This window comes from Micromonospora sp. NPDC047465 (genome assembly GCF_040643125.1).
GTDB lineage: Bacteria > Actinomycetota > Actinomycetes > Mycobacteriales > Micromonosporaceae > Micromonospora.
This window is the reverse complement of record NZ_JBEYTP010000026.1, coordinates 48,398-72,117: the sequence shown is the minus strand read 5'-3', so window position 1 is coordinate 72,117 and position 23,720 is coordinate 48,398. Positions and strand designations below refer to the sequence as shown.

Here is a 23,720-nt window from a genome sequence, read left to right as displayed (position 1 = left end):
CCGTCCGCCCGCTCACTCGACCACCGTGCCCAGCACGGTGCCGTCCGGCGCGGCCACGTGGATCGGCGCGTCGACCGCGAGGTCCCGCACCGCCGCGTGCCCGGCGCCGTCCAGCGTCGACGCCTCGGTCACCACCACGGCGGCCTCCAGCCGGCTCGCGCCGGCCGCCGCCGCCGAGGCCACCGCGAGCTGGAGCGCGGTGATCGTCAGCGAGGGCAGCGAGACGCTGGCCGCGGCGTACGTCCGCCCGTCCTGGTCGCGTACCGCCGCGCCCTCCACGGCGCCCACCCGGCCGCGCGCGCCCCGGGCCAGGACGACCAGCTTGCCGTCCTCGGCGCTCAGCTCGATCGGGTCGGACGGGGTCGGCCGGGCGGCCGGTACGGCGGGTGACTCAGGCATCGGCGGGTTGCCTCTCCTCGGTTCGGTTCGTGTCGCCCCGGGGCTCGGCGTGCTCGCCGCGGCCCGGGCCGTCCTGCGTGTCGGTCGACTCCACCCGGCTCACCAGCACGGTGTCGATCCGGTTGCGTCGGCCGGTGGTGCCCTCGGCGACCAGCCGGAGCCCAGCGACCTCGACCTGCGCCCCCGGGATCGGGACGCGGCCCAGGGACTGGGCGAGCAGGCCGCCGACCGTCTCCACCTCGTCGGTGGGCAGCTCGGTGTCGAACAGCTCGCCCAGGTCCTCCACCGGGAGCCGCGCGGTGACCCGCACCGCCCCGTCGTCGAGGTGCTCGACCGGCGGGCGTTCGACATCGTACTCGTCGGTGATCTCGCCGACGATCTCCTCCAGGATGTCCTCGATCGTGACCAGCCCCCCGGTACCGCCGTACTCGTCGACGACGATGACCAGGTGGTTGCGGGCGGCCTGCATCTCCGAGAGCAGGTCGTCGACCGGCTTGGACTCCGGCACGAAGGTGGCGGGGCGCATCAGCTCGGCGACCGGGAGCCGGCGGTCCTCCGGGGCGCCGCCCTGGGTGCGCCGGATCAGGTCCTTGAGGTAGAGCACGCCGAGCACGTCGTCGACGCTCTCGCCGATGACCGGGATCCGGGAGAACCCGGAGCGCAGGAAGAGCGCCAGCGCCTGGGAGAGCGTCTTGCGCTCCTCGATCCACACCATCTCGGTGCGCGGCACCATCACCTCGCGCGCGATCGTGTCGCCGAGCGCGAAGACGGAGTGGATCATCTGGCGCTCGCCGTGCTCCACGACGCCGCGCTGCTCGGCGAGGTCGACCAGCTCGCGCAGCTCCACCTGGGTGGCGAACGGCCCCTCCCGGAAGCCGCGCCCCGGGGTGACCGCGTTGCCGATCAGGATCAGCAGCGAGGCGAGCGGGTTCAGCGCCCGGCCCAGCCAGCGGACCAGGGGCGCGACGGACCGCCCGACCACGTACGCGTGCTGCCGGCCGAGGGTGCGCGGGGCGACCCCGACCACCACGAAGCTGATCACGGTCATCGCGCCGGCGGTGACCAGCGCCGCGCGCCAGCCCGCGCCGAAGGTGTCCACCGCGACGAGCGCCACCAGCGTGGTGGCGGTCAGCTCGGCGAGCAGCCGCAGCAGCAGGAGCAGGTTGAGGTGGCGGACCACGTCCCCGGCGACGGCCTGGAGCGTGCGCGCGCCCCGTACGCCGTCGCGGGCCAGCTCGGCGGCGCGGGCGGGCGAGACCGCGGCGAGGGCCGCCTCGGTCATCGCGATCAGGCCGGCCAGCACCACCAGGCCGGCCGCGGAGACCAGCAGTTGCAGGTCGGGCAGGCCGGTGGCGCCGGCCGCCAGTGTCGGGGTGTCCATCACCGGGACCGGGTCGACCGCCAGCTCGCCAGCAGTCGGGCCTGGAGCGCGAACATCTCCCGCTCCTCCTCCGGCTCGGCGTGGTCGTAGCCGAGCAGGTGCAGCACGCCGTGCACGGTGAGCAGGTGCAGCTCGTCGGCGGCGGAGTGGCCGGCGGTGGCCGCCTGCTTGGCCGCCACCTCCGGGCAGAGCACGATGTCGCCGAGCAGCGCCGGCTCACCGGCGGCGGTCGACTCGCCGGGCCCGTGGTCGACGCTGCCCTCGTCCATGGGGAAGGCGAGCACGTCGGTCGGGCCGTCGCCGCCCATCCACCGGTGGTTCAGCTCGGTCATGTAGTCGATGTCGACCAGCAGCACGGACAGCTCGGCGAGGGGGTTGACCCCCATCTCGTCGAGGGCGTGCCGGGCGACGGCGAGCACGGCGTCGGTGTCGACGTCGACGCCGGACTCGTTGGCGATCTCGATGGACAACAGTCTTCCCTCGGTGGTCTAGCGGCGCCGGCCGGCCCGGCCGCCCTGGGCTGTCCGCCCGGGCACGGCGTGCACGCTCTGCGCCTGCTGGTTCTCCCGCTCGGCGTCCCAGCGGGCGTACGCGTCGACGATCTCCCCGACCAGCCGGTGGCGGACCACGTCCGAGCTGGAGAGCTGGGCGAAGTGCACGTCCTCGACGTTCTCCAGGATCTCCCGGACCACCCGCAGGCCGCTGGTCGTGCCGCCGGGGAGGTCGACCTGGGTGACGTCACCGGTGACGACGATCTTGGAACCGAAGCCGAGCCGGGTGAGAAACATCTTCATCTGCTCGGGCGTGGTGTTCTGTGCCTCGTCAAGGATGATGAACGCGTCGTTGAGGGTACGCCCCCGCATGTACGCCAGCGGCGCGACCTCGATCGTGCCCGCCGCCATCAGCTTGGGGATGGTGTCGGGGTCGAGCATGTCGTGCAGCGCGTCGTAGAGCGGGCGCAGGTAGGGGTCGATCTTCTCGTTGAGCGTGCCGGGCAGGAAGCCGAGCCGCTCCCCCGCCTCGACCGCCGGCCGGGTGAGGATGATCCGGTTTACCTGCTTGGCCTGCAGGGCCTGGACGGCCTTGGCCATGGCCAGGTAGGTCTTGCCGGTGCCGGCGGGGCCGATGCCGAAGACGATGGTGTGCGCGTCGATCGCGTCGACGTAGCGCTTCTGCCCCAGCGTCTTGGGGCGGATGGTGCGCCCGCGCCGGGAGAGGATGTTGAGCGTCAGGACCTCGGCGGGCCGCTCGGCGCCGCCCTGCTCGAGCATGCCGACGGTACGCCGGACGGCGTCAGTGGTCAGGGTCTCGCCTTTCTCGATGAGTTCGAGCAGCTCGCTGAAGATCCGCTCGGCGAGGGCGTTGTCGGCGGGGGCGCCGGTGATGGTGATCTCGTTGCCCCGGACGTGCACGTCACTGTTGACCGAGCGCTCGACCAGTCGCAGGATCTCGTCACCCGCGCCGAGCAGGTTGACCATGATCTTGGAATCCGGAACGGTGATCCTGGTCTGCACCCGGGGCGGGCCGGGAGGTGGGGTGCCGGTCATAGGTCGGGCCGAGAGGCCCTGCGCCACCTGCTCTCGATCTCGGCGCCGGGCCTGCTGGCGCGGCGCGCTGACGTTGCCTCCATCGTATCTGCTCAACAGCGGCGGCACCGTGCCCATTTCCGCGCGTGCGGGACGGCACGGACGGGACGCGGCCCGCGTCGGCCCCGCCCCGCCCGTGCGCGCCGCCGTCAGGAGCCGGCGCGGAAGTCGTACCGGTCGAAGGTCTCCTGGGTGCGGGTGAACCGGTAGGTCGCCCAGTGCATCCGGACCACCGCGCCGTGCTCGTCCCGGGTGAGCCGCAGCAGCTCGCCCACCTCGCGCCCGGAGACCGTGCGGTACACGTCCGGCTGGTCGGGCAGCGGCGCGAAGACCGCCGGCGGCTTCCCCGCCGGGTCGTCGGCGCCCCGGGCCCGCAGCGCGCCGTCGTGCCACGAGAAGACGTACTCGAAGCCCTCGCCCCACCAGCGGCCGAGCAGCCCGCGTACGCCCTCCGGGGCGGGCGGGCCCGGCCGCCACGGCGCGACGTCGGCCGGGTCGTGCTCGACGGCGGCGGCCAGCAGCCGGTGCGGCAGGTCGAGGACCTCGCCGGCGGTGCCGGAGGAGCCGAGCACGGCGACGCCCATCGCGCCCGGAGTTTCCTCGCCGCCGCGCCGGCCGTAGACGCCGGCCAGGAAGCCGGGCATCGCGCCGTCGTGCCCGACGTGCATGATCCGCTTGCCCTGCGGCACCAGGATCAGCCCGAGCCCGAAGCCGCCGGCCCAGAGCGTCTCGTCGGTCACCGTCGCCGGCCAGCGCATCTCCTCCAGCGTGGCCGGGGCGAGCACCGCGCCCGCCGGGTCCAGCGCCGCCGGGTCGGCGAGGAAGGCCGCCCAGCGGGCCATGTCGGTGGCGGTGCTCCAGAGCTGCGCCGCCGGCCCCACCGCGCCGAAGTCCGTGGGCGGCTCCGGGTGCGCCTCGTCGGAGTACGCGTCGACCAGGAACCCGGTCGCGGCGTGCGGGCCCGGCGTCACCGAGGTGTCGGCCAGCCCCAGCGGGGTCAGCACCCGCTCGGCGAGCACCTCCGCCCAGGTGCCGCCCCGCAGGTGGCCGACGAGCCGGCCGAGCAGCGCCATGCCGAGGTTGGAGTAGTGGTAGCGGCGGCCCGGCGGCAGCACCCGCTCGGCCCGGGCGAGGTCGGCGACCAGCTCGTCGACGTCGGGCGCGCGCAAGCTGTCCCAGACGTCGCCGTACGGCTCCCGTTGCAGGCCGGCGGTGTGCGACAGCAACCGGCGCACGGTCAGCTCGCCGTGGGCCGGCAGGTCCAGGTGGCGGCCCAGCGGGTCGTCCAGGTCGAGCAGGCCGGCGTCGCGGCACTGGAGCGTCAGCACGGCGGTGAACGTCTTCGTGACCGAGCCGATCCGGAACCGGGTGCCCGGCCCCAGCTCGGTGTCGTTGCCGGTGCCGCCGACCGTGCACGTCCAGAGCGGGCGGTCGGCCCGGTGCAGGGCCGCCGAGACCGCCGGCACCCGGGCCTGCGCCTGGACCGTGCGCACCAGCCGGGACAGCCGGTCGTCGACCGCCGTCACGCGAGGTCCCGGGCCAGCATCGGGCCCAGCGGCGCCCCGCCGAGCACGTGCGCGTGCACGTGGAAGACCTCCTGGCCGCCGTGCGCGCCGGTGTTGAACATCAGCCGGAAGCCGTCGCCGAGCAGCCCCTCGTCCTCGGCCACCGCGGCGGCCGTGGCGAGCACCTCGCCGGCCAGCGCCGGGTCGCCCTGGGCGAGCGTCGCCACGTCGGCGTAGTGCTCCTTCGGGATGACCAGCACGTGCACCGGCGCCTTCGGGCCGATGTCGCGGAAGGCGAGCGTGGTGGCGGTTTCCCGCACGACGGTGGCCGGGATCTCCCCGGCGACGATGCGGCAGAACAGGCAGTCGGTTCCCATCGGGGCAGTGTAAGGAAGGGCTCCCTGCCGACGCCCGCCGTGGACGAGGGGGCCCTTCATCACGGCGGACGGGGCCGGCGCGGCATGATGGCCGGCGTGACTTCACGGGCGGTACTGGTGACGGGGGCCTCGCGCGGCATCGGGCGGGCGGTGGCGACGGCGTTCGCGGCGAGCGGGGACCGGGTGGCGATCCACCACCGCGACTCGGCGGAGGCGGCCGGGCGGCTGCGCGCCGAACTGCCCGGCGAGGGGCACGTGGTGGTCCGCGCCGACCTGACCGACCCGGACGCCGTACGGGCCATGGTGGACGAGGCGGCCGGCCTGCTGGGCGGGCTGGACGTGCTGGTCAACAACGCCGGGGTGTACGGCGACCGGGACGCCCCGCACCCGGTCTTCGGCGCCTCCTACGCGCAGTGGCGCGCGCAGTGGCGGCAGGTGGTGGAGACCAACCTGACCGGCGCGGGCAACGTCATCTGGTGCGCCGCCCAGCACATGCGCGACCGGGGCGGCCGGATCGTCAACGTCTCCTCCCGGGGCGCCTTCCGGGGCGAGCCGGAGCAGCCGGCGTACGGGGCGAGCAAGGCGGGGCTGAACGCGCTGGGGCAGTCGCTGGCGGTGGCCCTGGCCCCGTACGGCATCACCGTCGCCACGGTGGCCCCGGGCTTCGTGGAGACCGACATGACCACGGAGCACCTGCGCGGGGAGCGGGGCGCCGCCATCCGGGCGCAGAGCCCGTTCAACCGGGTGGGCCGCCCCGAGGAGATCGCCGCCGCCGTGCACTGGCTCGCCTCCCCGCAGTCGGAGTGGGCCTCCGGCACCATCGTCGACCTGAACGGCGCCTCCTACCTGCGCAGCTGAGCGTCACCAACGGGCGAGGCGGGTGGCGAGCACCGCGAGGGCGGCCACGCCGGCCGTCGAGGTGCGCAGCACCGACGGGCCCAGGCGGACGGCGCGGGCCCCGGCCCCGGTGAAGGTGTCCAGCTCGCTGTCGGCGATCCCGCCCTCCGGCCCGACGACCAGCACGATCTCGCCCGTGGCCGGCAGCTCGACGGTGGTCAGCCGCTCCTGCGCCTCCTCGTGCAGCACGAACGCCGCCGCGGCCCCGCCGATGCGGCGCGCGACCCGGGCGGTGGACTCGTCCGGCGTCCCCGCCACCACGGGCAGCCAGGCGCGGCGGGCCTGCTTGGCCGCCTCCCGGGCGGTCGCCGCCCACTTCTCCCGCGCCCGTACGCCCCGGTCGCCGCGCCACTGGGTGACCGAGCGGGCCGCCGCCCAGGGCACGATCTCGTCCACCCCGACCTCGGTCATCGCCTGCACGGCCAGCTCGCCCCGGTCGCCCTTGGCGATGCCCTGCACCACGACCAGGCGCGGGACGGAGGCGTCGACGTACCCCCGGGAGGTGATCTCCAGGTCGAGGGTGCCGCGGCCGACGGCGGTGACCACGGCGGCGGCGGTGCCGCCCCGCCCGTCGGCGAGCAGCAGTTCCTCGCCGACGCGGAGCCGCTGCACGGTGGCGGCGTGGTGCCCCTCGGGGCCGTCGAGGGTCAGCCGGTCGGCGGTGGGCAGCGACTCGACCAGGAACAGCGGCGCGGACACGACGATCAGGCTAGCCGCCCCGGCGGCCGTCGGGGCGGCGAGGGCGGTGGAGCCGACCGGGCCGCCGCGGAGCGCGGCGGCCCGGGGGCGTGCCGTCAGGCGTGGCCGTTGAAGGCGTCGCGCATCCGGGAGAAGAAGCCGCCCTGCTTGGTCAGCTCGGCGACCTCCTCGCCCCGGGTCTTGGCGAAGTCGCGCAGCATCCGCTCCTGGTCGGCGTCGAGCTTCGTCGGGGTACGCACGTCGAGGTGGACGTAGAGGTCGCCCCGGCCGGTGCCGCGCAGGTGCGGCACGCCCCGGGCGCGCAGCCGCAGCGTGCTGCCCGGCTGGGTGCCGGCCTTGACGTCGACCGTCTCCTCGCTGTCCAGCGTCTTGATGGTCAGCCGGGTGCCGAGGGCGGCGGCGGTCATCGGCACGGTGACCCGGCAGTGCAGGTCGTCGCCCTTGCGGGAGTAGACGTCGTGCGGCCGCTCGTGGATCTCGACGTAGAGGTCGCCGGCGGTGCCGCCGCCCGGGCCGACCTCGCCCTGCTGGGCCAGCCGGATGCGCATGCCGTCCTCGACCCCGGCGGGGATCTTGACGGTCAGCGAACGCCGGGTGCGGACACGGCCGTCGCCGGCGCACGTCGGGCAGGGGTGCGGGATGGTGGTGCCGTAGCCCTGGCAGACGGTGCAGGGGCGCGCGGAGACCACCTGACCGAGGAAGGTGCGCTGCACCGACTGCACCTCGCCACGGCCGCCGCACGCCTCGCAGGTGGCGAGATGGGTGCCGGCCGCGGTGCCGGCGCCGGAGCAGGTGGTGCAGAGCACGGCGGTGTCGACGGTGATCGGCGCCTCGACGCCGAACGCGGTCTCGTTCAGGTCCAGCTCCAGCCGCAGGATCGCGTCGGCGCCCGGCCGGGTCCGCGGTCGCGGGCCCCGCGACCCGCCGGCCGCGCCGCCGAAGAACGCGTCCATGATGTCCTGGAAGCCGACGAACGGGCCGGCGCCGCCGGGACCGCCCGGGCCTCCCGCGCCCCCGCCGCCCGGGGCGAGCGGGTCGCCGCCCAGGTCGACGATCTGCCGTTTCCGGTCGTCCGAGAGGACCTCGTACGCGGCGTTGATGTCCTTGAACTTCTCCTGTGCCTCCGGGTCCGGATTGACGTCCGGGTGGAACTGCCGCGCCAGCTTCCGGTAGGCGCGCTTGATCTCGTCGTCGGAGGCTTCCCGGCTCACCCCGAGAATGCCGTAGTAGTCCCTGGCCACTGCGTTCCGTGTCCTCATGTTCGTCTCGCGTTGCGCCGGTCGTCGGCCGGAGCCGGCCGTCGGCCCTGACTGGTCAGTTCTGGGCCAGCAGCTCGCCCACGTAGCGTGCCACGGCCCTCACCGTGGCGATGGTGCCGGGGTAGTCCATCCGGGTCGGCCCGAGCACGCCGAGCCCACCCACGATCGTCGCGCCCGGCCCGTAGCCGGTGCTGACCACCGAGGCGGCGCGCAGGTTGTCGATCTCGTTCTCGTCGCCGATCAGCACCCGGGTCGTGCTCGGCTCCGCCTCGCCGATGAGCTTGAGCAGCACGACCTCCTCCTCCAGCGCCTCCAGGATGGGGCGCAGCGAGCCCTGGAAGTCGAGCAGGCCGCCGCGGGTGAGATTGGCCGTGCCGGCCAGCGCGATCCGCTCCTCGTGCCGCTCGACCAGCGTCTCCAGCAGCACGGTGGAGAGGGTGGTCATGGCCGGCCGCAGGTGCGGCACCGACTCGTCGACCAGCGCCTGCACCAGCGGCGGGGTCTCGGACAGCCGGGTGCCGACCAGCTTCTCGTTGACCAGCCGGCGCAGGTCCGTGACGTCGTCGGCGGGGATCGGCCCGGGCAGCTCGACCAGCCGCTGCTCGACCCGGCCGGTGTCGGCGATCATGACCAGCATCAGCCGGGTCGTGGAGATCGGCACCAGCTCCAGGTGGCGGACGGAGGAGCGGGCCAGGCTCGGGTACTGCACCACGGCGACCTGCCGGGTCAGCTGCGCCAGCAGCCGTACGGTGCGGTGCACCACGTCGTCGAGGTCGACCGCGCCGACCAGGAAACGCTCGATCGCGCGGCGCTCGGCCGGGCTGAGCGGCTTGACCTTGGACAGCCGGTCCACGAAGAGCCGGTAGCCGCGGTCGGTGGGCACCCGGCCGGCGCTGGTGTGCGGCTGGCGGATGTAGCCCTCCTCCTCCAGCACGGCCATGTCGTTGCGGACGGTCGCCGGGGAGACCCCGAGCTGGTGCCGCTCGACCAGCGACTTGCTGCCGACGGGCTCCTGCGTGGCGACGTAGTCCTCGACGATCGCGCGCAGCACGGCGAGCTTGCGGTCGTCGAGACCCATCGTTCCCCACCTCCTGTCGCACGTCGGACCCCCCGCGCCCCGAGGGGCGGGCGGGTTGCTGGCACTCGCTACGGACGAGTGCCAGTCTACGTCGGCGCGCCCGCCGACGCGATGATCAACCTGGGACGGCGATCCGACCGGCGCCACACGGCCCGCGGAGGCGGCGGCGCCAGAGCCGATCATCCGGACATCCCGGTCGGAGTCGCTCTGGTGCGGCCTTGCCCGCGGCCCCTACCGTGACGTCCATGACTGAACCACCTCGCCCTCCCAGAGCGGGGGACCCCGGCGACCGGCCGGACCCGGCCGCTCCGTCGGGGGTTCCCGGGCCGGCCGGCTCCGACGAACCCACCGCACCACTGTCCGGGGCACCGGGCCCGGGCGGCTATCCCCCGCCCGGTGGCTATCCGCCGCCCACCGGTGACCAACCGCCGTCGGGCGGCTACCCTCCGCCGGGTGGCTACCCGCCGCCCGGGGGCTATCCCCCGCCGGGCGGCTACCCCCCGCCGGGGGTCGGCTATCCGACCGGCGGCGGCTACGGCGCGCCCACCGGCGGCTACGCCAACAACGAGGACAAGAACTGGGCCCTGATCGCCCACTTCGGCGGCGCGGTCGGGGTGATCGTCGGCGGCGGCCTGCTCGGCTGGGTCGCGCCGCTCATCGCGCTGATGGCCCGGGGGCAACAGTCGCCGACCGTCCGGGCGCACGCCGTCGCGGCGCTGAACTTCCAGATCACCTGGGCGATCGTGGGCGTGCTGAGCTGGGTGCTCACCCTGATCACCTGCGGGATCCTGTTCTTCGTCCCGATGCTCGTCTGGCTGGTGCCGCTGATCTTCGGGATCGTCGCCGGGGTCAAGGCCAACGAGGGCGTGCTCTACCGCTACCCGATGGCCTACAGCTTCACCAGGTGAGCCGGGCCGGCCGCTCCCCCGGCCGGACCGGCCACGCGCCGCCACACGGCGTGGGCCTTCCCGACCGCGCCGCCACATGGCGGGGCCTCCCCGCCCGCGCCGCCGCACGGCGGGGCCTCCGCGCCTCAGGGCAGCAGGTCGCGGACGACCGCGTCGGCGAGCAACCGCCCCCGCAGGGTCAGCACCGCCCGGCCCGCCGCGTGGTCGGGGCCGGCCAGCAGTCCGTCGGCGAGCGCCCGCTCGGCGCCGGCCCGGCCGGCGTCGTCGAGGGCGTCCAGCGGCAGCCCGGAGGCGAGCCGCAGCCGGAGCATGACGTCCTCCATGTGCGCCTCGTCGGCGGTGAGCACCTCCCGGGCCAGGCCGGGCGACTCGCCGCCGGCCAGCCGCTTCGCGTACGTCGTGGGATGCTTCACGTTCCACCAGCGCACGCCGCCGACGTGGCTGTGCGCCCCCGGGCCGAGGCCCCACCAGTCGGCGCCGGTCCAGTAGAGCAGGTTGTGCCGGCACCGGGCCGCGTCGCCGCGGGCCCAGTTCGACACCTCGTACCAGGAGAAACCGGCCGCGTCGAGGGCGGCCTCCGCGGCCAGGTAGCGGTCCGCGGCGACGTCGTCGGAGGGGTACGCCAGCTCGCCGCGCCGCATCCGGGCGGCGAGCCGGGTGCCGTCCTCCACGATCAGGGCGTACGCGCTGACGTGGTCCACCCCGGCGGCGACGACCTGGTCGAGGGAGGCCGCGAAGTCGTCCTCGCTCTCCCCCGGGGTGCCGTAGATGAGGTCGAGGTTGACGTGCTCGAACCCGGCGTCGCGGGCCTCCCGGGCGGCGGCGGTGGCCCGGCCGGCGCTGTGCGTGCGGTCGAGGATCGCCAGCACCCCCGGCGCGGCGGACTGCATGCCCAGCGAGATCCGGGTGTAGCCGGCCGCCCGCAGCGCCCGCAGGGACTCCGGGGTCACCGACTCCGGGTTGGCCTCGGTGGTCACCTCGGCGTCGGGCGCGAGCCCCCAGGCGCGGTCGATGCCGTCGAGGATCCGGGCCAGGTCGTCGGCGGGAAGCAGGGTCGGGGTACCGCCGCCGACGAAGACCGTGTCGACCCGGGGCGGCGGGGCATCGCCCAGCACCCGGCCGGCGAGCGCCAGCTCGGCCAGCACGGTGTCGGCGTAGCCCTCCCGGCTCGCCCCGCCGCCCAACTCGGCCGCCGTGTACGTGTTGAAGTCGCAGTAGCCGCAGCGGCTGGCGCAGAACGGGACGTGCACGTACACGCCGAAGCCGCGCGCGCCGACCGCGCGGGTGGCGGCGGCGGGCAGCGAGCCGTCGACGGGAACGGATTCGCCTTCTGGAAGGACGCCGGGCATGGCCACTAGTGTGCCCGGCATGACCTCTCCCGACGTGCTCGTGCGGGCCGCCACGGCCCGTGGGGTGACCACCCTCACCCTGGACAGCCCGCACAACCGCAACGCGCTCTCCACGCCGCTGATGACCCAGCTGCTGGCCGGCCTGTCCGAGGCGGTCGCCGACGACGCCGTACGCGTGGTCGTGCTGGACCACACCGGGCCGGTCTTCTGCTCGGGGGCGGATCTCAAGGAGACCGCCGCCGCGTACGCCAGCGGGAGCGTGCCGGCCGGGATGCTGGGTGACGTGCTCGCGGCGGTCTGGGAGTGCCCGAAGCCGGTGGTGGCGAGGGTGGCCGGCCCGGCGCGGGCCGGCGGGCTGGGCCTGATCGCGGCGGCCGACCTGGCGGTGTGCGCGCAGGAGGCGACGTTCGCCTTCACCGAGGTGCGGATCGGGGTGATCCCGGCGGTGATCTCCGCGACCGTGCTGCCCCGGTTGCACCCCCGCGCGGCGGCCGAGCTCTACCTGACCGGGGACACCTTCGACGGCCGGCGCGCCGCGGAGATCGGCCTGGTCACCGCCGCCGTGCCGGCCGACGGGCTGGACGCCGCCGTCGCCACCTACTGCGACTCGCTGGTCCGGGGCGCGCCGGGCGCGCTGGCCGGGGCGAAGCAACTGCTGCGCCGGCCGCCCGCGACCGACCTGCGGGAGGAGGTCGCCGGGCTGTCCACCCTCTCGACCGGGTACTTCCTCTCGGAGGAGGGCCGCGAGGGCGTGCTGGCGTTCCGGGAGAAGCGGAGGGCCCGCTGGGTTCCCGCCGCCGACGGCGACGCCGACGGCCGGTAGGCGGGCGGGAGACGCCGTCGACCGGCAGGCGGTAGGGAACGCCGTCGGCCACGGCCGTCCGGGAGAGGTGAGGCGGCGCGGGAAACGGGAACATCCGGGCCCGCCCCCGGGGCCGTTCGGCGCTCTCGGGAGCGCCCCGCCGGCCGGTGCCACGCGCGGCGGGCCGGCGGGAACCGGTCGGACGACCCCGGCAGGCACCACGGGGGACGTACGCTTGTCGGACTGTCGAACAGGGGGTGTGGGTGCGAACTCGGGCAGTCGTGGCGGGCGGCGTCGTCCTCGTCCTCGTCGCCGTGGTCGGAATCTGGCTCGTCATCCGGCAGGTGGGTGGGCAGTTGCGCCTGCCGCTGTCCAGCCGGACGTGCACGGTGCAGGCGGACGGCCGGGTGGCCCTGGACGCCGACCAGATGGCCAACGCGGCGACGATCGCGGCGATCGGCATCCAGTGGAAGATGCCCGAGCGGGCCGTCGTGGTGGCGCTGGCCACCGCGTACCAGGAATCCGGCCTGCGCAACCTCGCCGGGGGCGACCGCGACTCCGTGGGGCTGTTCCAGCAACGCCCGAGCCAGGGCTGGGGCAGCCCGGAGGAGATCCGCGACCCCCGGTACGCGGCGAACCGGTTCTACGCCGCGCTGAAGAAGGTGCGCGGCTGGGAGCGGATGCGGGTCACCGACGCGGCGCAGAAGGTGCAGCGCTCCGCCTTCCCGGAGGCGTACCAGAAGTGGGCGGACGAGTCGGAAGTGCTGACGCGGGCCCTGCTCGGGCACGCCACCGGCGCGGTGGCCTGCACGGTGGGCCGCGACCCGGCGATGCGCGGGGCGGCCGCCGCGACCGCGCTGACCCGCGGGCTGTCACTGGACTGGGGCCTGGCCGCCGCCACCACCGCGGCGGACCTGACCGGCCTCACGGTCCCCGCCGCCGACGAGCGCCGGGGCTGGCGCTACGCGCACTGGCTCGTCTCCCACGCGCACGACCACGGGGTGAAGCGGGTGCGCTTCGGCGGCCTGGAGTGGACCGCCCGCGACGGCACCTGGAACCAGGTCGGTGACGATGCCACCGGCGACCGGGTGGTCGCCGAGGTCTTCGCCGAGGCGTAGGGACTCCCATCTCCTTACCGGCAGTCACCGCACAATCCGTCATTCCAGGACAGAAGCCCCGGCCATCCCCCTCAGGGCAACGGATTGTAGCCGTTCAACTCCCCACGGTTCGGGCAACGGTCGCATATCACGCGGGGTAGTACCCCGCACCGGAACCAGCGCGTTACGATCGGCGGCCTGTGCCAGCAATGGTTTTCGCCCGATGGGGAGGGGACGTCGAGGTGTTCGACTACGGCGACCGGACCGGTTACGAACCGATCAGTGACACCGACCGCAAGGAGTTCCACGAGCAGGGCTTCCTCCTGCTGCGCAACGTCCTGACGGAGGACCACCGGGCGGCGCTGGAGGCGGCGGTCGACCGCGTCTACGCCGAGGAGAAGGCCAAGGGCAACACCACCAAGGACGGCACCCTGCACCTGCTGGGCTTCCTGGAGCGGGACGAGCTCTTCGGCGACCTGCTGACCCACCCGATCGCCTTCCCGTACATGTGGGGCCTCGCCGGCTGGAACATCTACACCCACCACAACCACCTGGACGTCACCCCGCCGGCGCTGGAGCCGGAGAAGCCGTACTGGGGCTGGCACCAGGACGGGTACCGGCAGAACTCCGACCCGGAGACGATGGACCCGAACCTTCCCCGGCCGATGTTCTCCCTCAAGGTGGCCTACGTGCTCTCCGACCTGTCGGAGAACGGCCGGGGCGCCACCAAGGTGATCCCGGGCAGCCACCTGTGGAACTCCCTGCCGCGCCCGGAGGACACCTCCGTGCACAACCCGGACCCGGAGGGCACGGTGGAGATCACCGCGAACCCCGGTGACGCCTTCATCTTCGACCGCCGCCAGTGGCACTCCCGGTCGACCAACCTGTCAACCATCACGCGCAAGATGCTCTTCGTCGGCTACACCTACCGGTGGATCCGCCCGCTGGACGAGCTGCACATCGACAAGGACGGCGAGTGGTGGGCCAACCGCACGCCGGTGCAGCGCCAGCTCTGCGGCGAGGGCACCCACACCGCCAACTACTGGGGCATCAACTGGGACGGCTACATCGACGACGAGATCCCGCTGCGCAAGGAGCTCAAGCAGCGCGGCCTGCTCGACCGCAGCATCCCCTGGCTCCGCTGAGCCGGTAACCCGGCTCCCCGCCGAGGCGACACCGAACGGGCCCCTCCCCCACGGGACGGGGCCCGTTCCGCGTTCCCACGCCTCCGGCACCCGTACCGCCGGCGAGGCGGCGGGTCAGCCGGCGAGGCGGCGGGTCAGCGGCGGCGGGCGAGGCGGCGGCGCACCTTCTCCCGGATCGGCTCGGGCAGTTCCGGCGCGTCGAGCAGCCGGGGCAGCAGGTCGGGCTCCAGGTTCAACGCCCGGAACACCTCGCCGATCGTCACCCCGTGCGCGGGCCGGTCGACCACCTCGACCGGGTCACCCGCGCCGACCTCGCCCTCGCGCAGCACCCGCAGGTACGCCCCGGGCTTCGCCCGCACCGTGAACCGCTTGATCAGGTCCGGTACGCCCCAGAAGCCGGCAAAGGTGGTGCACGGCGTCCGGGGCTTGGTCACCTGGAGCAGCGCCGACCCGATCGCCCACTGCTCGCCGATCACCGCTCCGGTCACGTCGACCGCGTACGTGGTCAGGTTCTCGCCGAACCCGCCGGGGCGGATGGCGCGGCCCAGCTCGGTCGCCCACCAGCCGGCGTCCTCCTCGGCGTACGCGTAGACCGCCTGGTCCGGGCCGCCGTGGTGGGCGCGCTCGCCGATGAAGTCGCCGGCCACCCCGTCGGCGCGCAGCAGCACGGGGCCGTCCACCGGCCGCTTGTCGATGCCGGTGCGCCCGCTCGCGTCGCCCGCCCACTCCGCCTCGGTCACACCGCCGAGATTCACCGCTGCCAGCCTGCCCGTCATGGCGGTCAGCCTAGCCCGCCCCGCGGACGCGCCCGGAGGGGGCAAAACAAGGGTCCCTGGTCGACGCTGTGCGTTGACCAGGGACCCTTCCTCACGCGGACGTCAGCCCTTGACGGCGCCGGCCACCAGGCCCGAGACCATCCGCCGCTGCACCAACAGGAAGAAGATGATCACCGGCAGGGTGAACAGCGTGGAGGCGGCCATCACGGGGCCCCAGGCGGTGTCGTCGCGGCCGAAGAAGAACGTCATCGCGACCGGCAGGGTGTAGCTCTCCTGGTCGTTGATGAAGGTCAGCGCGAAGATCAGCTCGTTCCAGGCGGTGATGAACGAGAAGATGCTCGTCGCCACCAGGCCGGGGGCCACCAGCGGGAAGAGGACCTTCCGGAAGGTCTGCGCCCGGCTCGCCCCGTCGATGGCGGCGGCCTCCTCCAGCTCCTTCGGCACGGCGGCGACGAAGCCCCGCAGCATCCAGACCGCGAACGGCAGCGAGAAGCCGAGGTAGGTGAGGATCAGGCTGGGCAGGGTGTTGTAGAGCCCGAGCCGCTGGATCATCAGGAACAGCGGGATGACCAGCGCCTCCAGCGGGATCATCTGCACCACCAGCAGCATGATCAGGAACGACGTCCGCAGCTTGAACCGGAACCGGGCCACGGCGGTGGCGGCGAGCAGCGCGACCAGGCCGCTGAGCAGCACCGTGGAGACCGCGACCAGCGCGCTGTTGAGGAAGAAGTCGGCGAAGGTCACGCCCGGGATCAGGTTGCCGGTGAGGATCTGCCGGTAGTGCTCCAGCGTCGGCTCGGACGGCACCGGCCGGGGCGTGGACGAGAAGATCTCCGAACTCGGCTTCAGCGAGGTGGCGATCATCCAGTAGACCGGGAACGCGGCGAAGAGCGCGACCAGCAGCCCCGCGCCGTTGAGGGCGATCCGCTTCACGCCTGCACCGCCTCCACGTCGCGTCACGCGTCCTCCTCCTGCTTGAGCACCATGCGGACGTAGAGGCCGGTCACCACCAGCAGGATCAGGGTGAGGATCACCGCGATCGCCGCGCCGAGGCCGTACTTGGGCGGGGGCGAGAACGCCTCCGCGTACGAGTAGATGGAGAGCATGAACGTCGGCCGGTCCTGCGTGCCGCCGGCCAGCACGAACTGCTGGGTGAAGACCTTGAAGTCCCAGATGGTGGAGAGCACGATCAGGATCCCGAACACCGGCCGCAGCAGCGGGAAGGTGATCTTCCAGAACACCCTCCAGGGCCCGGCGCCGTCGACCCGCGCCGCCTCGTGCAGCTCGCTCGGCACGCTCTTCAGCCCGGCCAGCACGCTGACCGCGATGAACGGGAACGAGTGCCAGACCACCACCAGGGTCAGGATCGAGAAGAACAACAGGGGCGAGTTGAACCAGCCGTAGCCGGTCCAGTCGCTGCGCCCGAAGAGGCTCTGCGAAAGCCCGTCGGGCAGCGCGTTGAACAGCCAGGTGACCAGGCCGCTGGTGTCGTCGAAGATCCACTTCCAGACGATCGTGCCGGTCAGCGCCGGGGTGGCCCAGGCGAGCATCACGCAACTGGCGACGAAGGTGGCCATCCGCTTGCCGAGCCGGTTGAGCAGCAGCCCGACCAGGGTGCCCAGGATCATGGTGAGCACGACGTTGGCGGCGGCGAAGAGGACGGTGTTGCGCAGCACCGTCAGGAAGAACGGGTCGCCGAGGATCTCGGTGTAGTTGCCGAGCCCCACCCACGGCCACTCGCGGTCACCGCGCAGCTGGCGGACGTTGTTGAGCTGGTGGAAGGACATCACCACCACCTGGCCGAGCGGCCAGAGCAGCAGCACGCCGATGATCACCAGGCAGGGCAGGAGCAGCAGGTAGGGCAGGCGGTCCACCCGGCGGCGCCGCCGCGCGGGGTTCTCCCGCGCGGCGGCCGCCTCCGGCGCCTCGGTCAGCGTGGTCACTTGGCGTTGAGGATGCTTTCCATCTCCGCGGCCGCGTCGGCGGTAGCCTTCTCGACCGTCTTCTGACCCTTCATGACCGAGCTGTTCATCGCCTGGGTCACCGTCTTGGTGCGGCTGACCTCCACCCACTTCGGGGTGAGCGGCGTGAGCTTGGTGTTCTGCATCGTGGTGGCGAACGCCGCCATGATCTTGTCGCTGGCGTACTTGTCGCCACCGACCAGGTCCTTGTAGACCGGGAAGAAGCCGAGGCTGTCGGCGAATGCCTGGTCGTTCTTCTTGCTCAGCAGCACGGTCAGGTAGTCCCACGCGAGGTTCTGCCGCTCGCTGTCCTTCCAGATCGCGATGTCGGAGCCGCCGGCGAAGCCGGGCGCGGCCTTGCCGTCCGGGCCGGGGATCGGGAACGTGCCCCAGACCTTCTCGATCTCCGGGTTGTCCTTCTTGATGGCGCCCTGCTGCCAGCTGCCGCCGAAAGCCATCGCCGCGTTGCCGGTGGCGAACTGGGTCCGGGCGTCGATCTCGTTCCAGCCCGCGGCGGCCGGCGGCGCCACCTTGTGCACCGTCACCAGGTCGGTCCAGAACTTGACGGCCTTCTGCGCCTCCGGCGTGGTGTAGCCGGACTTCCAGGTGTCGCCCTGCTGGGTGGCGATCTCGGCGCCCGCGCCCCAGAGGAACGAGTAGAACGGCAGCTCGGAGTTGCCCGGCAGGGCGATGCCGTACTTGCCCGGCTTCTTGGCCTGCACGGCCTTGGCGGCGGCCACCAGCTCGTCCCAATTCGTCGGCGGCTTCACGCCCGCCTCGGCGAACCAGTCGGTGCGGTAGTACATCGCCCGGACGCCGGCGTACCACGGCACGCCGTACTGCTTGCCGTCGAGCTGGGCGTTCTTCACCAGGTCGGGGAGGATGTCCTTGCCCTCGGCCCAACCGTTCATCTTGTCGGTGACGTCGGCCAGCGCCTCCTGCGCCGCCCAGCCCTGGGTCTCGGTGTTGCCCAGCTCGGTGACGTCCGGCCCCTCACCGCCGGCGAGGGCGGCCTGGAACTTCTTCGGCGCCTCGAGCCAGGGGATGTACTGGACCACCACGTCGGTGTCCGGGTGCTTCTGCCGGAACTCGGCCTCGACGCCGTCGAGGAACTTGGTCTGGGCCTCGCTTCCCTCGCCCATCATCCAGACCGTCAGCTTGCTGTTGTCTGCGGCCTTCTCGTCATCGGAGCCACCGCAGCCGGCCAGCACCATCGCGGCCGAGGCCACGACGGCGGTGACCGGGGCCAGCCGCTTCCACCTGTTCACGCCATATCTCCCTCGCGCCACTTGGCACTAACCTTCTCCGCCGCACCTTAGTAGGAAAAAATCCTTTACGACAGTGGGCGGTTCGGCGGAAGCGAGGCGACGGTACCGCAGGGGAAGATCCCGCGGGGGTCGGCAGCGGGGCGAATCAGGTCGTACCCACGCGAACGGGCGCCCGACCTGCCGGTCGGACGCCCGTCGAGTTCAGGCTGTGATTGTTACCGGTGGGTGACGCTGCGGCGACGACCCACGCCGGCGACCAGCGCCACGGCGATGGCCGCCAACACGACCTGGACCAGCAACTCCCCCCAGTCGATACCGGCGGTCTCGGTGGCGATGCCCATCGCCCGAGCCAGGACGGTGCCCAGCAGCGCGGCGCCGACACCGATCAGCATGTGCAGCCACATCGGCATGTTCTGGCGGCCCGGCACGAGCAGGCGACCCAGAGCGCCGACGATCAGACCAACGATGAGCGCAGTGATGATGCCCCAAACGGTGAGCTCCACGTCGCCCTCCTTCGGATGAAAGAAATGAGTTCCACGATCTGTGGTGTTCCTGTCGTGACCGATAGGTTCCCTGCCCGCCACAGCCCCAAACCGGCTTTCCGGGACACCGGGTGGCCCGCCCGCCCAGACGGGACGCCGACCGCGAAAAGGGGCCGGGCCGGGCGGCGGCACGCCGTGGAATGCGGAGTCCGGACACGTGCTCACGCGGGCCGCGCCCCCGCCCCCGGCCCCCGGCGGGGGCCGGGGGCGTCCGGGAGGTCGACCGGACCGTCGACGGACGCGAAACGGGCGCCCGACCCGGTGGTCGGACGCCCGTCGAACGCGGTGGGGGTTACCGGTGGGTGACGCTGTGGCGACGACCCACGCCGGCGACCAGCGCCACGGCGACGGCGGCCAACACGACCTGGACCAGCAACTCCCCCCAGTCGATACCGGCGGTCTCGGTGGCGATGCCCATCGCCCGAGCCAGGACGGTGCCCAGCAGCGCGGCGCCGACACCGATCAGCATGTGCAGCCACATCGGCATGTTCTGGCGGCCCGGCACGAGCAGGCGACCCAGAGCGCCGACGATCAGACCAACGATGAGCGCAGTGATGATGCCCCAAACGGTGAGCTCCACGTCGCCCTCCTTCTGCGAATAATCAATTCCACGGTCTGTGGTGTTCCTGTCGTGACCGCAATGTGCCCGAATCGGGGAAAAGCCAAACCGGTTCGCACCCGGACAGGCGGCGTCGGCCGTCAATGGCGCGCCGCGGCGAATACCGCCGCGGAGCCGTTTGCGCAGGTGGCGGACCGTCCCGTCGCGGGCCGTCCCGGCCTCGGGCGGGCCGCAGGAACTCTTCGGACGCGAACGGCCGACGCCCCGGCCCGGGCGGGACCACCGAGGTCCGCTGCCCGGCCGGGGCGCCGGCCGTCGTACGTCGTCATCCGCCGGCGGACCGGCGGCGCGTCACTTCTTGCCGGGGGCCTTGCCATCCCCGGAGTCGGACGAGAGCGCGGCGATGAAGGCCTCCTGGGGGACCTCCACGCGGCCCACCATCTTCATCCGCTTCTTGCCCTCCTTCTGCTTCTCCAGCAGCTTGCGCTTGCGGCTGATGTCACCGCCGTAGCACTTGGCAAGCACGTCCTTGCGGATCGCGCGGATGGTCTCCCGGGCGATCACGCGGCTGCCGATGGCCGCCTGGATCGGCACCTCGAACTGCTGGCGCGGGATCAGGTTGCGCAGCTTCGCCGCGATGGTGACCCCGTAGTTGTACGCCTTGTCCTTGTGCACGATCGCGCTGAACGCGTCCACCGGCTCACCGTGCAGCAGGATGTCGACCTTGACCAGGTCGGACGACTGCTCGCCCGAGGGCTCGTAGTCCAGCGAGGCGTAGCCCTTGGTGCGGCTCTTCAACTGGTCGAAGAAGTCGAAGATGATCTCCGCGAGGGGCAGCGTGTAGCGCAGCTCCACCCGGTCGGCGGAGAGGTAGTCCATGCCGAGCAGGCTCCCCCGGCGACCCTGGCAGAGCTCCATCACCGCGCCGACGTAGTCGTTCGGGGTCAGCACGGTGGCGCGCACGACCGGCTCGTACACCTCGGCGATCTTGCCCGTGGGGTACTCGCTCGGGTTCGTCACGACGATCTCCTGGCCGTCCTCCGTGATGGCCCGGTAGACCACGTTCGGCGCGGTCGAGATCAGGTCGAGGTTGTACTCGCGCTCCAGCCGCTCCCGGATGATCTCCAGGTGCAGCAGGCCGAGGAAGCCGCAGCGGAAGCCGAAGCCGAGCGCACCCGACGTCTCCGGCTCGTAGTCGAGCGCGGCGTCGTTGAGCTTGAGCTTGTCGAGCGCCTCGCGCAGGTTGGGGTAGTCGGAGCCGTCGATCGGGTAGAGGCCCGAGTAGACCATCGGCTTCGGGTCCTTGTAGCCGCCCAGGGCCTCGGCGGCCGGCCGGGAGTTGATGGTGACCGTGTCACCCACCCGGGACTGGCGGACGTCCTTCACGCCGGTGATCAGGTAACCCACCTCGCCGACGCCGAGCGCGTCGGCCTTCACCATCTCCGGCGAGATGACGCCGATCTCCAGCAGCTCGTGCACGGCGGCGGTGGACATCATCTTGATCCGGTCACGCGCGCTGATCCGCCCGTCGATGACCCGGACGTAGGTGACCACGCCCCGGTAGACGTCGTAGACCGAGTCGAAGATCATCGCGCGGGCGGGGGCCTCGGCGTCGCCGACCGGGGGCTTGAACTGCCGGACGATCTCGTCGAGCAGGTACGGCACGCCCTCGCCGGTCTTGCCGGAGACCCTGATGCAGTCCGCCGGGTCGCCGCCGATGAGGCGCGCCAACTCCTCGGCGTACTTCTCCGGCTGGGCGGCCGGCAGGTCGATCTTGTTGAGCACCGGGATGACGTGCAGGTCGTTCTCGAGCGCCAGGTAGAGGTTCGCCAGGGTCTGCGCCTCGATGCCCTGCGCGGCGTCGACCAGCAGGATCGCGCCCTCGCAGGCGGCCAGCGACCGGGACACCTCGTAGGTGAAGTCGACGTGGCCCGGAGTGTCGATCATGTTGAGCACGGCGGTCTCGCCGGCCCGGTCGCCCTCCCGGACGGTCCAGGGCATCCGGACGGCCTGGCTCTTGATCGTGATGCCGCGCTCGCGCTCGATGTCCATCCGGTCGAGGTACTGCGCACGCATCTGCCGGGGGTCGACCACGCCGGTGAGCTGCAGCATCCGGTCGGCCAGGGTCGACTTCCCGTGGTCGATGTGGGCGATGATGCAGAAGTTCCTGATGCGCGCCGGGTCGGTGGCACCAGGAGCGTTCGCGCCGGAATCGAGCGTCGGTGGCACAGCGGTCCGTTCTGGTCGGCTGACGTGAGCGGGCCGGCACGACGCCGGCCCCCTCTATGCTCCCACGTCGCCGCCGCGCGCCCACTGCGCGGGCGATCCCCGCCGCCGAGGATCACCCGCGGACCCCACGCCGGGCATGCCGGCGCACGGCGTCACTGCGCCGACGCCCCCGGCCGGCGTCACTCGGCGGGCGGCTCGACGAAGAGGGCGGCGAGCCGGGGCAACCGCCGCCTGGCCTCCTCCTCGTCGTCGAAGTCCCAGAGGTCGTTGAGGTCCGGCACCGGCGCCGGCTCCCGGTCCGCCGGCAGCTCGGTGGCGGTGGCCCTGCGGTAGGCGTCCCACGGCACCGCCAGCATCTCCTCGGCCGAGAACTCCTCGCCGCTGAGGGACGCCGCCCGCACCTGCGGCAGCCCGGCCAGCGAGTCCGGGTCACCGACGGCGCGGGCGAAGACCTCGCGGCCCTGGGCCATCAGCCAGCCCCGGAAGTGGTGGAAGCCCTCGTCGGACACCCCGCCGTTGATCAGGTAGGCCGCACCCCAGAGGTCGGCCTTGTGCGAGGCCGACAGCACCCGGGCCTGGTGGCGGGCGTACCCGACGATGTCGTCCGGGTCGCGCTCGGCGAGCAGGGCGACGGCCCGCGCGGCGACCGCGTGCGGCTCTCCCCCGCCGCCCGCCCGGGCCCGGTCGATCAACTGCCAGAAGTCGTCGGTCCTCATGGCCTGGCAGTCTGGCAGACCGCGCCGCCCGTCCCGCGGCAGCGGGAACACCCCGACGAGTCGCGGCCCGCACGGTGCCCCGGCAGCATGGTGGCGTGACCCCGACCTTCCCGCCCCCGGTGCCGTACCACGCCACCGCCCGCCGGCCGGCGTGGGAGACGCTGCCCGCGGCCCTGCGCACCGCGATCGCCGCCCGGATCGGCGCCCCGGTGGTCGCCGCCCGCGTGGCCGGCGCCGGCTTCACCCGGGGCTTCGCCGCCGTCCTCACCACCGCCGCCGGGGACCGGGCCTTCGTCAAGGCCGCGTCCGCCGCCGAGCAACCGCGCCTGGTCGACTGGTACGCCCGGGAGGCCGCGATCCTCGACCGGCTCCCCGACGGCCTGCCGGCTCCCCGCCCCCGCTGGACGCTGTACGAGGCCGGCTGGTTCGCGCTCTGCCTGGACGCCGTCGACGGCCACACGCCCCGGCTGCCCTGGGACCCGGCCGAGCTGACCGCCACCCTCGCCGGGTACGCCGAGGTCGCCGCCGCGCTGGCCGCGCCCCCGGCCCCGCTGGCCGCGCTCGGGCTGCCCCACCTCGCCGACCTGGCCCGCGAGGACATCCTCTGGTGGGGCAAGGTGGCCGCCGGACGGGAGCCGTCGCCGCCGCTGCCCGAACGGGTGCGCGACCGCCTGCCCGACCTGGTCGCGCTGGAGTCCCGCCTCCCCGGGTACGCCGCCGGGGCGAACGGCCTGATCCACGGCGACCTCCGGCTGGACAACGTGCTGATCGACGGGACCGGCCGAGCCTGGCTCTGCGACTGGACCTGGCTCTGCCACGGACCCGCCTGGTTCGACCTGGTCAGCCTGCTCCTCACCGCGTACGCCGGCGGCCTGGACGCCGACGCGCTCTTCGCCCGGCATCCGGCGGCGGCGGGCGCGCCCCCGGACGCGCTGGACGTCACGCTGGCCGCCCTGTCCGGCTACTTTCTCACCACGGCCGCCTCGGTGCCCGCGACGGCGTCGCCGCACCTGCCGGCGCACCAGCGGTGGAGCGGCGAGCAGTCACTTGCCTGGCTCGCCCACCGGCAGGGCTGGGCCTGACCCCCTGTGCCCTCGGCCGGCACCCGGGCCTCTCCGCACGCGCCGGCCGGACTCCCCGCCCCGGCTGCCCGCGCCCGGCCGGGTCCGGCTCCCGACCGGCCCGTG

Annotated in this window: 24 protein-coding genes; 6 read left to right on the top strand and 18 right to left on the bottom strand. The window is 73.3% G+C overall.

Features of this window, described 5'->3' with window-relative positions; genetic code table 11:
* Positions 1-12: 12 nt before the first annotated feature.
* The 6 genes from ABZ793_RS22760 to ABZ793_RS22735 form a co-directional block, all read right to left on the bottom strand.
* Entirely contained in the window at positions 13-399 is a 387-nt protein-coding gene (locus tag ABZ793_RS22760) for a cytidine deaminase (protein ID WP_350710790.1), read from the bottom strand.
* On the bottom strand, positions 392-1,780 hold the full coding sequence (locus tag ABZ793_RS22755; protein WP_357460433.1) for a hemolysin family protein: 1,389 nt from the start codon (positions 1,778-1,780) through the stop codon (positions 392-394). The genes ABZ793_RS22760 and ABZ793_RS22755 overlap by 8 nt, the downstream gene beginning before the upstream one ends.
* On the bottom strand, positions 1,780-2,250 hold the full coding sequence (ybeY, locus tag ABZ793_RS22750; RefSeq protein ID WP_350684821.1) for an rRNA maturation RNase YbeY: 471 nt from the start codon (positions 2,248-2,250) through the stop codon (positions 1,780-1,782). Before ybeY ends, ABZ793_RS22755 begins: the two co-directional genes overlap by 1 nt.
* A gap of 18 nt (positions 2,251-2,268) precedes the next feature.
* Positions 2,269-3,327 carry a PhoH family protein gene (locus ABZ793_RS22745; RefSeq protein WP_350710796.1) on the bottom strand — a complete coding sequence of 353 codons (1,059 nt, stop codon included), beginning with the start codon at positions 3,325-3,327 and terminating at the stop codon, positions 2,269-2,271.
* A gap of 188 nt (positions 3,328-3,515) precedes the next feature.
* Entirely contained in the window at positions 3,516-4,892 is a 1,377-nt protein-coding gene (locus tag ABZ793_RS22740; protein ID WP_357460430.1) for a serine hydrolase domain-containing protein, read from the bottom strand.
* A complete protein-coding gene (locus tag ABZ793_RS22735; protein ID WP_357460428.1) occupies positions 4,889-5,248 on the bottom strand; it encodes a histidine triad nucleotide-binding protein in 360 nt (119 codons plus the stop codon). Before ABZ793_RS22735 ends, ABZ793_RS22740 begins: the two co-directional genes overlap by 4 nt.
* Before the next feature lie 96 nt (positions 5,249-5,344).
* On the opposite strand from ABZ793_RS22735, the gene ABZ793_RS22730 reads away from it, so the two are divergent.
* Positions 5,345-6,106, top strand: a complete 762-nt coding sequence (locus ABZ793_RS22730) for an SDR family oxidoreductase (protein WP_357460426.1) — start codon at positions 5,345-5,347, stop codon at positions 6,104-6,106.
* A gap of 3 nt (positions 6,107-6,109) precedes the next feature.
* On the opposite strand, the gene ABZ793_RS22725 is transcribed toward ABZ793_RS22730, so the two are convergent.
* From ABZ793_RS22725 to hrcA, 3 genes are all read right to left on the bottom strand, one after another.
* Positions 6,110-6,844 carry a 16S rRNA (uracil(1498)-N(3))-methyltransferase gene (locus tag ABZ793_RS22725; protein WP_357460423.1) on the bottom strand — a complete coding sequence of 245 codons (735 nt, stop codon included), beginning with the start codon at positions 6,842-6,844 and terminating at the stop codon, positions 6,110-6,112.
* A 95-nt stretch (positions 6,845-6,939) separates the two neighbouring features.
* A complete protein-coding gene (gene dnaJ, locus ABZ793_RS22720) occupies positions 6,940-8,085 on the bottom strand; it encodes a molecular chaperone DnaJ (RefSeq protein WP_350710901.1) in 1,146 nt (381 codons plus the stop codon).
* A 73-nt stretch (positions 8,086-8,158) separates the two neighbouring features.
* The gene (gene hrcA, locus ABZ793_RS22715) at positions 8,159-9,181 is read right to left on the bottom strand and encodes a heat-inducible transcriptional repressor HrcA (RefSeq protein WP_357460420.1); all 1,023 of its coding nucleotides are present in this window, start codon (positions 9,179-9,181) and stop codon (positions 8,159-8,161) included.
* Between the two features lie 245 nt (positions 9,182-9,426).
* On the opposite strand from hrcA, the gene ABZ793_RS22710 reads away from it, so the two are divergent.
* On the top strand, positions 9,427-10,089 hold the full coding sequence (locus tag ABZ793_RS22710) for a DUF4870 domain-containing protein (protein ID WP_357460418.1): 663 nt from the start codon (positions 9,427-9,429) through the stop codon (positions 10,087-10,089).
* Between the two features lie 125 nt (positions 10,090-10,214).
* Here the strand turns inward: ABZ793_RS22710 and hemW are convergent, their stop codons facing one another.
* Complete coding sequence (gene hemW, locus ABZ793_RS22705; protein WP_357460513.1) at positions 10,215-11,438, bottom strand: radical SAM family heme chaperone HemW; 1,224 nt, start codon at positions 11,436-11,438, stop codon at positions 10,215-10,217.
* Between the two features lie 19 nt (positions 11,439-11,457).
* Between hemW and ABZ793_RS22700 the strand changes: the two genes are divergently transcribed.
* The 3 genes from ABZ793_RS22700 (at position 11,458) to ABZ793_RS22690 (ending at position 14,482) form a co-directional block, all read left to right on the top strand.
* On the top strand, positions 11,458-12,261 hold the full coding sequence (locus ABZ793_RS22700) for an enoyl-CoA hydratase family protein (protein WP_357460416.1): 804 nt from the start codon (positions 11,458-11,460) through the stop codon (positions 12,259-12,261).
* A 236-nt stretch (positions 12,262-12,497) separates the two neighbouring features.
* Positions 12,498-13,358 carry a hypothetical protein gene (locus tag ABZ793_RS22695; RefSeq protein WP_357460414.1) on the top strand — a complete coding sequence of 287 codons (861 nt, stop codon included), beginning with the start codon at positions 12,498-12,500 and terminating at the stop codon, positions 13,356-13,358.
* A gap of 188 nt (positions 13,359-13,546) precedes the next feature.
* Positions 13,547-14,482, top strand: coding sequence for a phytanoyl-CoA dioxygenase family protein (locus ABZ793_RS22690; RefSeq protein ID WP_350710905.1), 936 nt, complete (start codon positions 13,547-13,549; stop codon positions 14,480-14,482).
* 134 nt (positions 14,483-14,616) lie between these two features.
* Here ABZ793_RS22690 and ABZ793_RS22685 read toward each other — a convergent pair whose 3' ends face one another.
* The 8 genes from ABZ793_RS22685 to ABZ793_RS22650 all read right to left on the bottom strand — a co-directional run bounded on the left by ABZ793_RS22685 (position 14,617) and on the right by ABZ793_RS22650 (position 22,533).
* Positions 14,617-15,258: an MOSC domain-containing protein gene (locus tag ABZ793_RS22685; protein ID WP_357460412.1), complete on the bottom strand. Its 642-nt coding sequence runs from the start codon at positions 15,256-15,258 to the stop codon at positions 14,617-14,619.
* Positions 15,259-15,360: 102 nt separating this feature from the next.
* Positions 15,361-16,191: a carbohydrate ABC transporter permease gene (locus ABZ793_RS22680; RefSeq protein ID WP_350710906.1), complete on the bottom strand. Its 831-nt coding sequence runs from the start codon at positions 16,189-16,191 to the stop codon at positions 15,361-15,363.
* A gap of 23 nt (positions 16,192-16,214) precedes the next feature.
* Positions 16,215-17,201 (bottom strand): sugar ABC transporter permease, encoded by a 987-nt coding sequence (locus tag ABZ793_RS22675; protein ID WP_357460409.1) that lies wholly within the window; start codon positions 17,199-17,201, stop codon positions 16,215-16,217.
* The gene (locus ABZ793_RS22670) at positions 17,198-18,487 is read right to left on the bottom strand and encodes a sugar ABC transporter substrate-binding protein (RefSeq protein WP_357460407.1); all 1,290 of its coding nucleotides are present in this window, start codon (positions 18,485-18,487) and stop codon (positions 17,198-17,200) included. The genes ABZ793_RS22675 and ABZ793_RS22670 overlap by 4 nt, the downstream gene beginning before the upstream one ends.
* A 215-nt stretch (positions 18,488-18,702) precedes the next feature.
* On the bottom strand, positions 18,703-18,990 hold the full coding sequence (locus ABZ793_RS22665; RefSeq protein ID WP_091104043.1) for a GlsB/YeaQ/YmgE family stress response membrane protein: 288 nt from the start codon (positions 18,988-18,990) through the stop codon (positions 18,703-18,705).
* A gap of 331 nt (positions 18,991-19,321) precedes the next feature.
* Positions 19,322-19,609 (bottom strand): GlsB/YeaQ/YmgE family stress response membrane protein, encoded by a 288-nt coding sequence (locus ABZ793_RS22660; protein WP_357460405.1) that lies wholly within the window; start codon positions 19,607-19,609, stop codon positions 19,322-19,324.
* Between the two features lie 330 nt (positions 19,610-19,939).
* Complete coding sequence (gene lepA / locus ABZ793_RS22655; RefSeq protein ID WP_357460402.1) at positions 19,940-21,817, bottom strand: translation elongation factor 4; 1,878 nt, start codon at positions 21,815-21,817, stop codon at positions 19,940-19,942.
* Between the two features lie 179 nt (positions 21,818-21,996).
* The gene (locus ABZ793_RS22650) at positions 21,997-22,533 is read right to left on the bottom strand and encodes a DUF4240 domain-containing protein (protein WP_357460400.1); all 537 of its coding nucleotides are present in this window, start codon (positions 22,531-22,533) and stop codon (positions 21,997-21,999) included.
* Between the two features lie 95 nt (positions 22,534-22,628).
* Here ABZ793_RS22650 and ABZ793_RS22645 point away from each other — a divergent pair, with 95 nt between their 5' ends.
* Entirely contained in the window at positions 22,629-23,615 is a 987-nt protein-coding gene (locus ABZ793_RS22645) for a phosphotransferase (protein WP_357460397.1), read from the top strand.
* The last annotated feature ends 105 nt before the right edge of the window (positions 23,616-23,720 follow it).

Excerpts from the sequence above, each read along its gene's own strand:
- ABZ793_RS22685 (WP_357460412.1), bottom strand. The coding sequence starts at position 15,258 with ATGACGGGCAGGCTGGCAGCGGTGAATCTCGGCGGTGTGACCGAGGCG.
- ABZ793_RS22760 (WP_350710790.1), bottom strand. The coding sequence starts at position 399 with ATGCCTGAGTCACCCGCCGTACCGGCCGCCCGGCCGACCCCGTCCGAC.
- ABZ793_RS22745 (WP_350710796.1), bottom strand. The coding sequence starts at position 3,327 with ATGACCGGCACCCCACCTCCCGGCCCGCCCCGGGTGCAGACCAGGATC.
- ABZ793_RS22735 (WP_357460428.1), bottom strand. The coding sequence starts at position 5,248 with ATGGGAACCGACTGCCTGTTCTGCCGCATCGTCGCCGGGGAGATCCCG.
- ABZ793_RS22650 (WP_357460400.1), bottom strand. The coding sequence starts at position 22,533 with ATGAGGACCGACGACTTCTGGCAGTTGATCGACCGGGCCCGGGCGGGC.
- ABZ793_RS22710 (WP_357460418.1), top strand. The coding sequence starts at position 9,427 with ATGACTGAACCACCTCGCCCTCCCAGAGCGGGGGACCCCGGCGACCGG.
- ABZ793_RS22755 (WP_357460433.1), bottom strand. The coding sequence starts at position 1,780 with ATGGACACCCCGACACTGGCGGCCGGCGCCACCGGCCTGCCCGACCTG.
- ABZ793_RS22700 (WP_357460416.1), top strand. The coding sequence starts at position 11,458 with ATGACCTCTCCCGACGTGCTCGTGCGGGCCGCCACGGCCCGTGGGGTG.
- hemW (WP_357460513.1), bottom strand. The coding sequence starts at position 11,438 with ATGCCCGGCGTCCTTCCAGAAGGCGAATCCGTTCCCGTCGACGGCTCG.
- hrcA (WP_357460420.1), bottom strand. The coding sequence starts at position 9,181 with ATGGGTCTCGACGACCGCAAGCTCGCCGTGCTGCGCGCGATCGTCGAG.
- ABZ793_RS22690 (WP_350710905.1), top strand. The coding sequence starts at position 13,547 with ATGGTTTTCGCCCGATGGGGAGGGGACGTCGAGGTGTTCGACTACGGC.